The organism is Aurantibacter crassamenti (assembly GCF_016811105.1).
GTDB classification, from domain to species: Bacteria; Bacteroidota; Bacteroidia; order Flavobacteriales; family Flavobacteriaceae; genus Aurantibacter_A; species Aurantibacter_A crassamenti.
Window position 1 is genome coordinate 279,569 of sequence record NZ_JAFBGM010000002.1, and the last position, 15,007, is coordinate 294,575.

A 15,007-nucleotide genomic window follows, 5' to 3' on the forward strand; every position below is an offset into this window, starting at 1 on the left:
AGATACTATTTTGATACGAAAGCAACCAATGCGAAAAGCTATAACTTAATAGTGCGATTAATAAGTGAAAAATCGGCCAACACTAAAGCAGTCATTGCCTCTACAATTGGCACCGCACGTGGCACTACACAAGGATCATGTCTACCTTTACCCTTTGTTTTAACAGCATTACCATCTTTATCAATAGTATCATATGGTTGTATAATGGTAGCAACAGGTTTGAAAGCAACACTGAAATAAATATCCATTCCATTACTTATACCTCCTTGAACACCACCACTGTAATTAGTTTTCGTAGTTCCATCAGTATTGAATTGATCATTGTGCTCACTACCTTTCATAGTAACACCCGCAAAACCACTACCAAATTCAAAACCTTTTACCGCGTTAATTGAAAGCATTGCTTTACCCAAATCTGCATGTAATTTATCAAAAACAGGCTCACCAAGACCAATGGGCACATTTTGAGCAACACAAGTAATAACACCGCCAATGGTATCACCTTCTTTTTTGATGCCTTTTATATAGTCTTCCATTTTGGCAGCCATTGCTGTATCTGGGCAACGGACAGGATTTGATTCAATAAGACTAAAATCAAGATCTTTATAATTTTTATCTAATTTTAAATCACCTACTTGAGAAACAAAAGCATTTATTTTTATCTCTGAAAGCATTTGTTTTGCAATGGCCCCAGCCACTACCCTACTAGCTGTTTCACGTGCTGAACTTCTACCACCACCACGATAATCTCTAAATCCATATTTCTGGTCATACACATAATCAGCATGCGATGGACGATACGAATCTTTTATATGCGAATAATCGTGAGACTTCTGATTTGTATTGTGAATTGCAAAGCCAATTGGCGTACCCGTAGTTTTTCCTTCGAAAATGCCAGAATAGAATTCAACTGTATCCGGTTCTTTTCGTTGTGTCACAATAGCAGATTGGCCAGGTTTTCTACGATCAAGATCTTTTTGAATGTCATCAAGATCTAACGTAAGTCCTGCTGGACATCCATCTAAAACACCACCAATGGCCTTACCATGTGACTCTCCAAAAGTTGTTAATCGAAAAAGTGAACCTATTGAATTACCTGCCATTATTAGTTAAAAATTAGGGTATTTATATTGCCTTCAAAGGTAAATCTAAATGAAGAGATAATAAAATCAATCAATTAATGCATTTTTAAAAATAGTTATGGGATGCAATGCCTTCCGTTTAGTACCGTCATAAATCTGATGTCTACAGCTTGTACCATTTGCTGCAATAATAACATCAGCTTCAGATTTACGAATAGCCGGAAAAAGCTTTAACTCGCCTACTTTCATACTAGTTTCATAGTGCTCTTTTTCATATCCAAAAGAACCCGCCATTCCACAACATCCTGAACTAATAATTGAAACCTTATAATTTTCGGGCAGATTAAGCATATCAAATGTTACCTTTTGATTGCTCAATGCTTTTTGGTGGCAATGGTTATGAATCTTAATAGTTTTTGATTCTTTTGTGAATTGATCAGCATTAATTGCACCCTTTGCAATTTCATTTGCAATAAACTCTTCTATTAAAAAGCATTGTGCTGCTAAAGCTTCAGTTGTGTCAGAATCTTCAACAAGTCGTTTATACTCATCTCTAAAAGTCAAAATTCCTGAAGGTTCCAATCCAATTATTGGTAACTTTTCTTGAATGAATGGTTGTAGTGATTTCACATTTGCAATGGCCAACTTTTTTGCCTGTTTCAAAAAGCCTTTTGACAAATAGGTGCGTCCACTTTCTCCATAAAAGAGCTGAACATCGTATCCCAATTTCACTAAAACCTCAATAGCGTCTTGCCCTTGCTGAATATCTAACAATTCTGTAAATTCATCAAGATAAAGTACTACTTTTTGTTTTGACTTAGTATATTTTAATTCAGTACTTTGTAAATGTTTATTGAAATTAAAACTATAAACATTAGGTAGACTTCTTTCACTCGCTACATTTGATAGTTTTTTAATCAATCCACCTGTTAAACTTGATGAAAAAAGCATGTTTGTCAAGCCAGAAACCTTACTACCCATTCTATTCAAACGGGTATTGTGTGCAAACAATTTTGAACGAAAAGAATAGCCGTTTTTTTCTTGATATTGATACTGAAATTCAGCTTTTAAAGTTGCAATATCAACATTACTTGGACACTCACTTGCACAAGCCTTACAACTTAAACACAAATCAAACACCTCTTTAAGTTCATGGTGATTGAACTTATTTGGCTTTTCTGAAGTAGTTAAAAACTCTCGTAAGGTATTTGCTCTACCCCTAGTTGTATGCTTTTCATCACGAGTTGCGTGATAACTTGGACACATAGCACCAGCCATTTTTTCAGTTTTTCTGCAATCACCACTACCATTACATTTCTCAGCAGCACGCAGTATTCCTTGACTATCAGAGAAATCCATCAAAGTTTCAACTTCGGGCTCTTTACGGTCAATATCATAACGTAAATACTCATCCATCGGATAGGCATCTACTATCTTACCAGGATTGAAAATATTATTCGGGTCAAAATACGACTTCACTCTTCTAAGTAATTCATAATTGTTTTGACCTATCATCAATGGAATGAACTCAGCTCTTACAATACCATCACCATGTTCACCACTAAAAGAACCTTTATATTTCTTAGTTAGCTTAGCAACATCGGTGGTAATTGCCCTAAACATCTTTACATCCGTTGATTTCTTAAGATTTAAAATTGGTCTTAAATGTAATTCTCCAGCCCCAGCATGTGCATAATACACGGCACTTTGATCATACTCTTTCATGATTAAAGTAAACTCCGCTATAAAATCTTTTAAATCTTCAATTGCAACAGCAGTATCTTCAATACAAGCAACAGCTTTTTTATCGCCAATCATATTACCCAATAGCCCTAAACCGGCTTTGCGCAGCTCCATTGCTTGGTTTATCTGTCCATCTCGTAAAACTGTAGTCGAATAACTAAGACCCGATGTTTTTACAGTAGCCACGAGCGAATTCAATTGTTGCTCTAAATCAGCTTCAGTAGTTGCCTTTACCTCTAACATCAATATTCCAGCTGGATCGCCCTCAACAAAAAAGCGATTTTTCAACTGCTCTCTATTGTTTTTAGTACAATCAAGAATAACCTTATCCATCATCTCACAAGTATGCAAACTATGTTTCATAACCGGGACAACATCAGACAAGGTGTCTTCTAAACTATGGTATTGCGTTACTACCATAGCAGAAAACTTAGGTGGTAAATCACATAAACTCAATGTGATTTCTGTGGTAAAAGCGAGGGTGCCTTCACTACCTGACAGCAGTTTACAAAAATTAAAATGGTTGTTTTCACTTCCAAAAACATCATTTTTAAGCAGCTCATCAACTGCGTACCCAGTATTTCTTCTGTGTATAGATTCCTTTGGAAATTCAGAAACAATTTCTTCAACTATCTCACTATTTGATAATTCTTTATGTATGTTTGAATAAAGTGATCCTTCAAATGTATTCAGCTGACTTCTATCCTTGAATTCCTGACTTGAGATAGCTGAGAACTCTGCTTTACTGCCATCCGCCAGTATCGTTTTCATTGAAAGCACAACATCACGTGTAACTCCATATTGAATAGAAGTTGTTCCTGAAGAATTATTACCAACCATACCGCCAATCATACATCTATTTGAAGTTGAGGTATTCGGCCCAAAAAATAATCCGTGCGGTGCTAGAAACTGATTCAACTCATCTCTAATAACACCAGGCTGTACAGTTACCGTTCTATTTTCAATATCTAGTTTGAGTATTTCAGTAAAATGTTTTGACACATCAACTACTAAACCCTCACCCACACATTGCCCAGCAAGAGAAGTACCAGCTGTTCTTGGAATAATTCCTATTTTATGTTCTTTAGCGAAAAGAACAATCTTTTGAATGTCTTCAACTGTTTTAGGAAAAATGACAGCAATCGGCATTCTACGATAAACGGAGGCGTCAGTTGCATATAGTGTTCTAGAGAGGTCATCGTGTTTTAACTCACCTTCAATAGAATTACTTAAATCATTTAGGATATTTTTATGCACGGAATAACAATTTTGATGGCTAAATTAAGTTCTTTTAGTTGAGAATACAACGCTAAATCGAATTAACACAGAACTTATGAGAATCGTAAAATTTTTACCAATTTTTGCTTTATTTATTGGCGCAATAGGCTTTTCGCAAGATATTTCAGACAATACAATTGGTCTTCGCCTAGGTGATAGCGATGGTTTTGGAGCTGAATTATCATACCAAAGAGCCATAGGAAGATACAACAGAGCAGAACTAAATCTAGGCTTTAGAGATCACCGAGCATATGATGCAGTTAAATTTTCTGGCATTTATCAATGGATTCATAATATTGACGGAATGTTCAATTATTACTATGGCTTTGGTGGCGGAGTTGGCAGCGTTAAGTTTGACCCTGTACCTTCAAATCTTGGCCCAGCAGTAGTGCCCGAAGGTGGTACATTTGCTTTTGTAGCAGGTGATGTAGGAGTTGAATGTAATTTTGACTTACCTATATTAATATCGCTTGATATCAGACCCGAAATTGGAGTTTTTGGTTATGATAATTTTAAAGATCGTTTTGACTTTGACATTGCCCTAGGTGTTCGATATCAGTTTTAAATTCTAAAAACAAATTATCTAAGCTCTTGAAATAACTGTTTCAAGAGCTCTTTTTATATCCCTAATATATGGCTACCTTTGTCCGCTAATAATTTATGCAGATGAAAAAACTAGTATTACCCTTTATAATAGGGTTGATTTTAATTGGATGTAACAGTGAACCAAAAGGTTACACAATTACCGGTACCTTAAGAGGCGAAGTTGCTGATAGCACAAAAGTTATCATGACAAAGATTGATGCACAACGACAAAGAGTTGATATTGATACCGCTTTAGTACAAAATGGAAAATTCATTTTTAAAGGTGTAGCCGATACAATTCCTGTAATGCGCTATCTTTTTATTGGTCAGCTACCAGGGTATACTGCGGTAATTCTTGAAAATGGTGAAATTACATTAGAAGCTCAGAAAGATAGTTTGAATTTAGCCAAAATTAGTGGCACCTTACAAAATGATTCTTTTCAAGATTATCTTGACAAATCATCTTACATTCAAAATAAGGGTCAATCTGTTCAAGCAGATATGCAAAAGGCGCAGGCAAGTAATGACATGGCTACGTTAACGTCATTACAAGATGAATTAAATGAGTTGCAAGAAGAATATAAAAGTTCAAATCTCACATTTATTAAAGACAACCCTAATTCGTTGATATCTGCATTGCTATTAGATGGTGTTTTATCGTCAAGAGTTGTTTCACCTGAAGAGGTTACAACAATGTATGATAAATTATCAAATAGAATTAAAGCTACTGAAGTTGGCAAAGGAATTCTAACAAAAATTGAAGCCGAAAAAATAAATGCTGAGAAAGCTAAAAATACAGAGGTTGGCGCTAAAGCACCTACTTTCTCTGGGCCTTCTCCTACTGGTGAACAATTGGCATTAACGGATGTTTTAGGTAAAGTTACTTTGATTGACTTTTGGGCAGCATGGTGCAGACCTTGTAGAGCTGAAAACCCAAACATTGTAAATGTGTATAAAAAATATCATGATAAAGGACTAAATGTTTTAGGCGTTTCGCTTGACAGAAAAGCTGAAGATTGGAAAAAAGCAATAGAGGACGATGGCTTAACTTGGCATCATATTTCTAATGTTCAATATTTTAATGATCCAATTGCTCAATTATACAATGTACAAGCAATACCGGCTGCATTTTTATTGGATGAGAATGGAGTAATTGTTGCGAAGAATTTGAGAGGACCAGCACTAGAGCAAAAAGTTGCTGAGCTATTGCAATAGTTCAAAACAATATAAAACTAAAAAAGCCCTGATGATATCATCAGGGCTTTTTTAGTTTTATATATTATAATTAGAACTTGCTATTGTAATCGTTGAAATTACCTTTTATGGTTACATCACCATTTCTTATGACCTCACCAATAATATTTACTACTGATGAATTACCGATAAATTCAAGTGTTGCACCATCTTCTAAAATAAGGTCTCCATATATTGTTAGTTCACCTTCCACTTTAAAAGTAGCATTTTCACCAACTGAAACATTCTTACGACTATAGTTCTTACCAACAATAAATGAACCGTTCATTTCAAATATACCATCTTCATGAATATAAGTGCTGTTTTTAACTGTCCAAGTGCCACAAAGCAATAATGAACCATACACATTAACTCTATTAAATCTTTTTGAACCTTTATTTTCTAATATAGAGCCAGATGCTACAGTTAAATTAGAGCTTCCTCTATAAGAATCTAAAGACTCACAGCGTGCTTCTAAGCTAGCATTAGGCTTATTCATTTTGATAATCTGAAGTCCATTTTTACCTGAAGCTGCAAAAATATAATCACCTTTTGATGCTACGTAGTTAATAGACCCTTCAAGATCAATAATACCAACCAAGTTACTACCTGATTCTTGTTCTTCTGAAAGACATAAACCAGCTCCGCCATTTGCCATTAATAAGGCCTCTTCATTAATTGCTACAGCATTAGTTACTTGATCAGCCTGATCTACACCTTCTGGATTAATTGGAATTGCGATGTGCTCAATAAAATTACCACTAGAAGCACTATATACTCCAGCTCCTTTTGAACCCTCTGCAACAATTACTTTTTCACCTGTAAAACCAATGGTTCTTTTAGTGGCTACACCAAAGTCAGAATTAATTGCAATCTCTTGTTTAACATTAAAGTTTGAATCTAAAATGCTAACGCCTTTACTCGCATCTAAAAGAGCTATATCGCTATTAAAGACAGCTACTGAACGCAAATCATCGCCAGGGTATTCAGATACAATTGACAAGTCAGCTTTATTAAAAACGGTTAATGAACCTTCCTTTCCACTTGTAACTAACACTTTAGTACCATCGATAACTATATCAGTGCTATTATATCCTTGTTGAAAGCCATAAGTTAGACCTGCACTAACATTAAATTTACCACCATTGGCTTCAATTTTAGCTACGAAAGAATTTGAAGTTGCAGAAACAGATTTTTCAGAATCAACACCTCCAACAATATAAACGTATCCATTATCATATTTAATTGCGTTGATATCTGCATTTAAATAATATAATCTAGAGGTTACTTTCGGACTATTTGGGTCACTTACGTCAACAATATCAATAGCACCGGCATATCCATCTTCTACAGTATTGTATGAAACATACGCGTAATCAGCTACCAAATGAATATGTGATGCCGTTAAATTTTCACCACCATCTTTAAATGAAGGAGGATTAATTTGCGCCACCATTGTTAATGGGTAATCGCCCGCTTGCTCTTCAACTTTTCCGCTTAATGATTTACCAGCAATTTGGTTTTCATCAATAATATCTAAAACTCCGGCTTTGTCAAAAACCACACTTTGGTCTAAAACTGCATCACTTTCTTCAATTCCGATATCACTTTGAGGGTCACTGTATACGGTTGTTTCGTCGCTACAGGAAATGGAAAAACATAGTATCGCTAATAGGATTAGGGAAACTTTCTTCATAATATAAGTAGGTTTAAAATTAGATTTGGGTTCTAATTAAACGGCAAGATATAAACTTAGGTATGCACCGTATCTATTATTCGATGTATTGCACAATTTATAGTCTGTTTGGTCAAATATTGAAAAAAATCAAAGCGAAAATTATCAGATTTTGCCCATTTTATCCATTACAAAAAGGATAATAATAGGTATTGCCAGAAGAATTACCATTAAGGTTTCGGTAACAAGGAGATTTGGCAGAAGAAGTAACGTTGTTACATATCCACCGATAGCACCACCAAAATGCGCTGTATGGCCAATATTACTAGAACGACTTTTCATTCCATAAATAGAATAAAGTAAATAACCAATACCAACTATATAAGCCGGAATGGGTATCGGAATAAACATCAAGTAAAGACTCATATCAGGTTGCAATAAAATTGCAGCATACAAAACACCAACCACAGCACCACTAGCACCAACAGCAGAGTAATACGGCTCATCTTTATGAAAAAACATTGCTAACAAGCTGCCAGCAATAAGACTAACAAAATAAATTATTAAGAACTGAAGTGTACCAAACCAGTTAATAACAACATCTGCGAAAAAAAACAAAGTCAGCATATTCATGAACAAGTGCGCCATATCTACGTGCAAAAAACCAGAAGTTAGCATTCGATCTTTTTGACCCGCCTTTATTGGTCCTACTTGAAATTTATAGCGTTCAAAGAAATTATCATCCTTAAACCCTTTAAATGAGACTAATGCATTAACTGCAATGATAATAATTGTTACAATTTCAATGTTGTACATGAATTTCTACTTATGATTGGCGCCAAATATAGCTATATTTACACACATTTTTTCTGCATGCAACTACTAGTATTTATTCTTGCTTATCCCATTTTATGGTTGATATCTATACTGCCATATCGCATATTTTATTTATTCTCAGATTTCGTATTCTTTTTGGTATATCAAGTAGTTGGTTATCGTAAAAAAGTAGTTCGCGATAACCTAAAACTGGTATTTCCTGAAAAATCAGAATCCGAAATTCATCGCATTGAAAAAGAATTCTTTAAACATATGTGTGATATGTTTTTAGAAATGGTAAAAACAATGAACCTTTCTAAATCAGATGTAAAAAAACGTTACACAATTACCAATATTGAAGTAATTCAAGAAATTGAAAAAGATAAAAGTATTTTGATACCCTGTTCACACTATGCGAATTGGGAGTGGAATGTCAGTTTAAACCTGTACGTACAGAGCAAAGGGTATGCTGTATATCAGAAAGTCGCCAATAAATATTTTGATAAAATGGTCAAAGATTTTAGGTCTAGATGGAATACCACTCTAATTACTCAAAATGAAACAGTAAAAACAGTAATACGTAACCACAAGCAAGGTGTAAACTCAATATATGGTATGGTTAGTGATCAATCACCTATGGTTGTTCATGCGCATTACTGGGATAAATTTATGGGTATAACAGTACCCATTTTTGTTGGCACTGAAACATTAGCAAGAAAATTAGATTTAGCGGTGGTTTTCTTGAAGGTTTCAAAAGTTAAAAGAGGGTATTATCAAGCCGAGTTTATTCCGATAACCCTATCTGGTAAAGAAACCGCCCCAAATGAGATTACCAAAAAGTTTATTGCACTTACCGAAGAACAAATAAGAGAAAAACCTGAACATTATTTTTGGACACATAAACGATGGAAACACCGTGATAAAGTACCTCCTGAATTTTTAAAAGAAGGCTAAAGACAGGACTCGAATCACTTTTAATGATGGGGTATTTTTTATAAATTCGACCAAATAATCAACCAAACTAAATGGAAGTACTAGAAACAATATACAGTGAAGTTATTGGTTTTCTTGGTATCTCACAAGCCTGGGAAATACTACAAACAGGAGATTACAGTAAATTTAGAACTTATGATGGCATAGTATCATTAATTTACCCTCTAATTCCACTTCTAGTAATTTTAGAATTAATCTTGGGTTTGATATACAAGAAGCCAGACACCAAGGTTTACAAGGTCAATTTTTTAATTTACATATTCAATCGCTTTGTAGGTAGATTCATTGCTATTGCGATGACTACTTTAAGTATTGGCCTTTTTCAAAAATACGCACCTTTTCAAACCGAAATGACATGGTATTGGTTTATTTACGGATATATAGTTTGGGAATTTGGGCATTTTATTTATCATTATTTCGGACATAAAGTGCGGCTTTTTTGGTGTTTACATTCCACACATCATGCGCCAGAAAACATGAATCTGTCGGTCACATATGCCCATTTTTTTCTAGAAGCACCATATGCTGATATTATTAGAACAACCGTTTGTATACTTTTAGGAATTCAACCTGAATTACTATTTCTAATTATGTTTATTGATGGCACCTATGGCGCTTTCATACATGTGGGTGAAAATTTGATTAAAGATGCGCGCTTTGGGCCTTTGAATAAAATCATACTAACACCATCACATCATCGAGTACATCATGCTAGAAATCCTTTATATATGGATACAAATTTCTGTAACTTACTCAATATCTGGGATCATGTTTTCGGAACTTATCAAGAAGAAAACAAGGAAGTAAAAATCGAATACGGAATTACAAGAGAAATGGATTCAGGAAACTTTGTAGATGTATATTTTGGTGAATTCATTGCGCTTTTCAAGGATGTAATTAACGCACCTGGTATAAAAAACAAATTCTTATATATTTTTATGCCTCCAGGATGGCATCATACCGGAGCGCATCAAACTTCAAAAGTTGTTAGGTCTGCCTATTTTAAACAACAAGTAGTTAAGGAGTAAAAACTAAAGTAGCGATTACAATACAGTGGTCACTCGCATAATTTTCGCATAATACTTCATAATCTAACACCTGCCATTTTTCTGGCATGTTATACAAAATATGATCTAAGTCGACTCGTGGGTCATCTGCAGGCCATGTATTTTTAAAAGCCGATTTATGGTTAGTTTTAGTAAATTTAGACTTAAGAATTTGCAAGGTATTACTATCGACCCCATCATTTAAATCACCAACAATTAGCGTTGGATATTTTGTATTTTTCAAACCTACTAAAATAGCGTTTGCCTGCATTTTTCGGTCAGTATCGTCTTTCTGATGGTCTAAATGTGTTGCAACAAATTGAATTGTATTGCCCTTATCCGTTTTAACTCTAGTGATGAGTGCTGCCCTTGGTTCTGAATTTTCTAAATGTGGTAATGCTAAATTCTCACTACCAACAAAAGTATATTTTGAAAGCACAGCTTCACCATATTCACCACCATCATAATACATAGCCCTTGCGAATAATGAGGTCATCTTAGTTCGATACCCTATTTCAGTTGGCAAATCATACTCTTTTGCACGTGCAGTCTTAAAATCAACTTCTTGCATTGCCACTAAATGCGGTTTATACGTATTGATTACACCAGCAATAGTATCTAGATTAAAATCATTTCTAACCGTTGCACCATGCAGAATATTGAAACTCATCACCCGTAACGTATCAGGCGAACTTTGAGATTTAACTTCTAATTGTATAAAAAAAACCACTAATGCTAATGCATATAGTGGTTTTCTATAATTTTCAAATAAATAATGTTTAGACATATTAAATTCCAGCTATTTCTTTGATTTCAGAAATAATACGATCACCTAAATCATTAGCTTCTTGTTGGCTTTTAGCTTCTGTATAAATTCTGATAATCGGTTCTGTATTAGATTTTCTTAAATGTACCCAATTCTCAGCAAAGTCAATTTTCACGCCATCAATAGTTGAAATATCCTCATTTTTATATTTTTCAGCCATGCCTTTTAAAATAGCATCAACATCTAAACCGGGAGTCAATTGTATTTTTTTCTTCCCCATAAAATACGATGGATAGCTGGCTCTTAGTTCAGCAACAGTACCGCCTTTTTCCGCCATCAACATTAAAAATAAAGCTGTACCCACTAAAGAATCTCTACCGTAATGGCTTTCTGGATAAATAATACCACCATTACCTTCACCACCAATAATGGCATTGTTTGCCTTCATTTTAGTCACAACATTTACTTCACCTACAGCCGATGCTTCATAGGTACCTCCATGCTTTTCAGTAATATCGCGCAATGCTCTAGATGACGATAAATTAGAAACAGTATTTCCTTTGGTCTTACCTAATACATAATCAGCACATGCAACTAAAGTATATTCTTCACCGAACATTTCACCATCATCACTAATAAAAGCCAAACGATCGACATCAGGATCTACTACTATACCGAAATCGGCTTTTTCTTTTAACACCAATTCACATATATCACCCAAATGTTCTTTTAAGGGCTCTGGGTTATGCGGAAAATGACCCGTAGGATCACAATATAATTTTACAACTTCTACCCCTAATTCTTCAAGTAATTTAGGAATAGCAATTCCACCTGTTGAGTTAACACCATCTACAACAACCTTAAATTTGGCTTTTTTAATAGTATCGGCATCAACTAGCGGTAAATTTAAAACTTCATCAATATGAATATCGATATAAGCATCGTTTTTTAAAATTTCTCCTAAATCATCAACTTCTGCAAAATCAAAATCTTCTCTTTCCGCTATCTCAAGTATTTTAGCACCTTGGGCAGCATCAAGAAATTCACCTTTTTCATTTAATAACTTCAATGCATTCCACTGCTTAGGGTTATGACTTGCAGTAAGAATGATGCCCCCATCAGCATTTTCAAGAGGAACAGCTATTTCAACTGTTGGAGTAGTTGAAAGTCCCAAATCTATAACATCAATTCCGAGGCCTACCAAAGTAGAAACCACTAAATTCTGAACCATTTCGCCAGACAAGCGTGCATCTCTACCAATAGCTACCTTTAATTTATCTTTTTTTGAATACTCTTTAAGCCAAATACCATAAGAAGCTGCAAATTTCACAGCATCAAGCGGAGTTAAGTTATCTCCGGGTTTTCCGCCAATGGTTCCTCTTATTCCTGAAATCGATTTTATTAATGTCATAGGTACGTGTAATTTTTGTGCAAATATACAAGTACCAATATTATTCCGTCAGAACTAATTTGTAAATTCGACCATATGAATTTTTTAGCCCATATATACCTCTCTTTCGGTGATGACCAAATCAGTATAGGAAACTTCATTGCTGATAGTATTCGCGGAAACAAATACAAACATCTACCGGAACAAATTCAAAAAGGTATAATGCTGCATCGAAAAATAGATACTTATACTGATGCGCATCGCATTCCGAAGATGAGTAGCAAACGGCTACATAAAAACTATAGTCATTACAGTATGGTTATTGTTGATATATTTTACGATCATTTTTTAGCTAAAAATTGGGCGAAATATTCTGATGTGCCTTTAGATGTATTTGTTGACAGATTTTATGACCTTTTAGAAGATAATTTTGAAATATTGCCACATGGCGTACAGCATATGATGCCCTATATGATTACGGATAACTGGCTGTATAACTATTCTAAAATGGAAGGAATTGGCAGGGTTTTAAACGGAGTAAATAGAAGAACAAAAAACAAGTCTAAAATGAACTTTGCAATTATAGACCTTGAAGAACATTACGATGAATTTGAACAAGAATTCACAGATTTTTTTGAAGAATTAAGAGTTTATGCAAAGCAAAAATTTATCTCACTTTAAGGTGAATTAAGACCTATAAACAAACTACCAAATATGAGAAAAGCATTCTTGATTTCCTTTACGATAGTATTATTTCTCAATTGCAAAAAAGCTCCAATAGTACCTACAGGTTTGGTAACCCAAAAGGCAATGGTAGTTTCTGCAAGAGTAGAAGCTTCAAAAATAGGTTCTGATATTTTAAAGCAAGGCGGCAATGCTTTCGACGCTATGATTGCTACAGAAATGGCCTTAGCTGTAGCCTATCCATTTGCTGGAAATTTAGGTGGTGGCGGTTTCATGGTGTATCGCAAAGCAGATGGCACCACAGGAGCAATTGATTATAGAGAAAAAGCACCACTTTCAGCGCATGCAGATATGTATTTAGATTCTACCGGAAATGTAATTCCTGAAATGAGCACTGTTGGTGCAACTGCAGTAGGAGTACCTGGCACTGTTGCCGGTGTGTTTGAAGTACATAAAAAATTCGGAACGCTACCTTTTGAAACAATCTTAAAACCGGTAATAGCTTTAGCTGAAAGAGGGGTAGTTGTAACTGAAAAACAAGACAGTCGTTTAGAGAGTTACCGAGAAATTATTTTAAAGGTAAATGGCGATAGTTTGGCTTTTCCTTTGGTTTGTAAGGCAGGTGACACTATAAAATATGATGCCTTGGCAAATACATTAAAACGTATTGCAAAAAATGGTCGTGACGGTTTTTACAAAGGTGAAACGGCTACAAAACTTGCTGCATTTATTCAACGTAAAGGCGGTTTTGTCACTGTGGAAGATTTGGCTAAATATGAAGCAAAATGGCGTATTCCCATCGCTTTTAATTATAAAGATCTCAAGATTATTTCAATGAGTCCACCCAGTAGCGGAGGTTTCACAATTAATCAAATATTTAAAATGATGGAACCCTATGATGTTGCATCTTTTGGTCATAATTCTGAAAAAACTGTACAATTATTTACTGAAGCTTCAAGAAGAGCCTATGCGGATCGAAATTATTATTTGGGCGATCCTGATTTTGTAACTATTCCGCTAGATGAATTACTAAGCGATTCATATTTAGAAGACCGAATGAAAAGTTTCTCATGGAATAAGGCGACAAAATCGGCCGATGTTTCCCATGGAAACGTTGAAATTGTAGAAAGTATGGAAACTACCCACTACTCTATTGTAGATTCTGAAGGAAATGCTATTTCTGCAACCACAACAATTAATGGAGGCTATGGTTCAAAATTATATTCCAATGAATTGGGATTCTTTTTAAATAATGAAATGGATGATTTTAGTGCGAAACCAGGTGTGCCAAATATGTTCGGACTTGTTGGTGCAGAGGCGAATTCTATTGCTCCGGAAAAGCGAATGCTTAGTAGTATGACTCCCACTATAATAGAAAAAAATGGTGAATTATATATGGTAGTTGGTACGCCAGGTGGTTCAACAATTATTACGGCGGTAGCACAAACCATACTTAACGTATATGAATTCAATATGAGCATGCAAGAAGCTGTTAATGCACCTCGTTTTCATCATCAATGGCTTCCTGATGCGGTCATTTTTGAACCAGAAGGCTTTCCATTAGAACTTAAAGAAAATCTTAAAACTAAAGGCTACTTAATTAATGAAGAACGCACACCAATTATTGGTAAAGTAGATGCTATTCGCGTATTGCCTGATGGCAGCCTAGAAGGCGGCGCAGATAAAAGAGGAGACGACACTGCAGTAGGATTTTAA

At 34.9% G+C, this 15,007-nt stretch carries 12 protein-coding genes; 6 read left to right on the forward strand and 6 right to left on the reverse strand.

What is annotated here, in order from left to right:
* Window positions 1–38: 38 nt before the first annotated feature.
* Together aroC and JQC67_RS13835 are read right to left on the reverse strand one after the other, a co-directional pair.
* Window positions 39–1,103: a chorismate synthase gene (gene aroC, locus JQC67_RS13830; protein ID WP_203253511.1), complete on the reverse strand. Its 1,065-nt coding sequence runs from the start codon at window positions 1,101–1,103 to the stop codon at window positions 39–41.
* A 66-nt stretch (window positions 1,104–1,169) separates the two neighbouring features.
* On the reverse strand, window positions 1,170–4,082 hold the full coding sequence (locus JQC67_RS13835) for an FAD-binding and (Fe-S)-binding domain-containing protein (RefSeq protein ID WP_203253512.1): 2,913 nt from the start codon (window positions 4,080–4,082) through the stop codon (window positions 1,170–1,172).
* Window positions 4,083–4,158: 76 nt separating this feature from the next.
* Here JQC67_RS13835 and JQC67_RS13840 point away from each other — a divergent pair, with 76 nt between their 5' ends.
* Complete coding sequence (locus tag JQC67_RS13840) at window positions 4,159–4,668, forward strand: hypothetical protein (RefSeq protein ID WP_203253513.1); 510 nt, start codon at window positions 4,159–4,161, stop codon at window positions 4,666–4,668.
* Window positions 4,669–4,769: 101 nt separating this feature from the next.
* Entirely contained in the window at window positions 4,770–5,903 is a 1,134-nt protein-coding gene (locus JQC67_RS13845; RefSeq protein WP_203253514.1) for a TlpA disulfide reductase family protein, read from the forward strand.
* 70 nt (window positions 5,904–5,973) lie between these two features.
* Here JQC67_RS13845 and JQC67_RS13850 read toward each other — a convergent pair whose 3' ends face one another.
* On the reverse strand, window positions 5,974–7,617 hold the full coding sequence (locus tag JQC67_RS13850) for an LVIVD repeat-containing protein (protein WP_203253515.1): 1,644 nt from the start codon (window positions 7,615–7,617) through the stop codon (window positions 5,974–5,976).
* Window positions 7,618–7,761: 144 nt separating this feature from the next.
* The gene (locus JQC67_RS13855; protein ID WP_203253516.1) at window positions 7,762–8,412 is read right to left on the reverse strand and encodes a rhomboid family intramembrane serine protease; all 651 of its coding nucleotides are present in this window, start codon (window positions 8,410–8,412) and stop codon (window positions 7,762–7,764) included.
* Between the two features lie 57 nt (window positions 8,413–8,469).
* Between JQC67_RS13855 and JQC67_RS13860 the strand changes: the two genes are divergently transcribed.
* Entirely contained in the window at window positions 8,470–9,366 is an 897-nt protein-coding gene (locus JQC67_RS13860; protein ID WP_203253517.1) for a lysophospholipid acyltransferase family protein, read from the forward strand.
* A gap of 71 nt (window positions 9,367–9,437) precedes the next feature.
* A complete protein-coding gene (locus tag JQC67_RS13865) occupies window positions 9,438–10,433 on the forward strand; it encodes a sterol desaturase family protein (protein ID WP_203253518.1) in 996 nt (331 codons plus the stop codon).
* Here JQC67_RS13865 and JQC67_RS13870 read toward each other — a convergent pair.
* Together JQC67_RS13870 and glmM are read right to left on the reverse strand one after the other, a co-directional pair.
* Complete coding sequence (locus tag JQC67_RS13870; RefSeq protein ID WP_203253519.1) at window positions 10,423–11,238, reverse strand: endonuclease/exonuclease/phosphatase family protein; 816 nt, start codon at window positions 11,236–11,238, stop codon at window positions 10,423–10,425. The two genes, JQC67_RS13865 and JQC67_RS13870, sit on opposite strands and share 11 nt — an antisense overlap.
* A gap of 1 nt (window position 11,239) precedes the next feature.
* Window positions 11,240–12,628: a phosphoglucosamine mutase gene (gene glmM, locus JQC67_RS13875; RefSeq protein ID WP_203253520.1), complete on the reverse strand. Its 1,389-nt coding sequence runs from the start codon at window positions 12,626–12,628 to the stop codon at window positions 11,240–11,242.
* A gap of 75 nt (window positions 12,629–12,703) precedes the next feature.
* Between glmM and JQC67_RS13880 the strand changes: the two genes are divergently transcribed.
* The gene (locus JQC67_RS13880) at window positions 12,704–13,288 is read left to right on the forward strand and encodes an acyl carrier protein phosphodiesterase (protein ID WP_203253521.1); all 585 of its coding nucleotides are present in this window, start codon (window positions 12,704–12,706) and stop codon (window positions 13,286–13,288) included.
* A 33-nt stretch (window positions 13,289–13,321) separates the two neighbouring features.
* Window positions 13,322–15,007 (forward strand): gamma-glutamyltransferase, encoded by a 1,686-nt coding sequence (ggt, locus tag JQC67_RS13885; protein ID WP_203253522.1) that lies wholly within the window; start codon window positions 13,322–13,324, stop codon window positions 15,005–15,007.

Excerpts from the sequence above, each read along its gene's own strand:
- JQC67_RS13840 (WP_203253513.1), top strand. The coding sequence starts at position 4,159 with ATGAGAATCGTAAAATTTTTACCAATTTTTGCTTTATTTATTGGCGCA.
- JQC67_RS13865 (WP_203253518.1), top strand. The coding sequence starts at position 9,438 with ATGGAAGTACTAGAAACAATATACAGTGAAGTTATTGGTTTTCTTGGT.
- JQC67_RS13845 (WP_203253514.1), top strand. The coding sequence starts at position 4,770 with ATGAAAAAACTAGTATTACCCTTTATAATAGGGTTGATTTTAATTGGA.
- JQC67_RS13850 (WP_203253515.1), bottom strand. The coding sequence starts at position 7,617 with ATGAAGAAAGTTTCCCTAATCCTATTAGCGATACTATGTTTTTCCATT.
- aroC (WP_203253511.1), bottom strand. The coding sequence starts at position 1,103 with ATGGCAGGTAATTCAATAGGTTCACTTTTTCGATTAACAACTTTTGGA.
- JQC67_RS13870 (WP_203253519.1), bottom strand. The coding sequence starts at position 11,238 with ATGTCTAAACATTATTTATTTGAAAATTATAGAAAACCACTATATGCA.
- ggt (WP_203253522.1), top strand. The coding sequence starts at position 13,322 with ATGAGAAAAGCATTCTTGATTTCCTTTACGATAGTATTATTTCTCAAT.
- JQC67_RS13855 (WP_203253516.1), bottom strand. The coding sequence starts at position 8,412 with ATGTACAACATTGAAATTGTAACAATTATTATCATTGCAGTTAATGCA.
- JQC67_RS13860 (WP_203253517.1), top strand. The coding sequence starts at position 8,470 with ATGCAACTACTAGTATTTATTCTTGCTTATCCCATTTTATGGTTGATA.
- glmM (WP_203253520.1), bottom strand. The coding sequence starts at position 12,628 with ATGACATTAATAAAATCGATTTCAGGAATAAGAGGAACCATTGGCGGA.
- JQC67_RS13880 (WP_203253521.1), top strand. The coding sequence starts at position 12,704 with ATGAATTTTTTAGCCCATATATACCTCTCTTTCGGTGATGACCAAATC.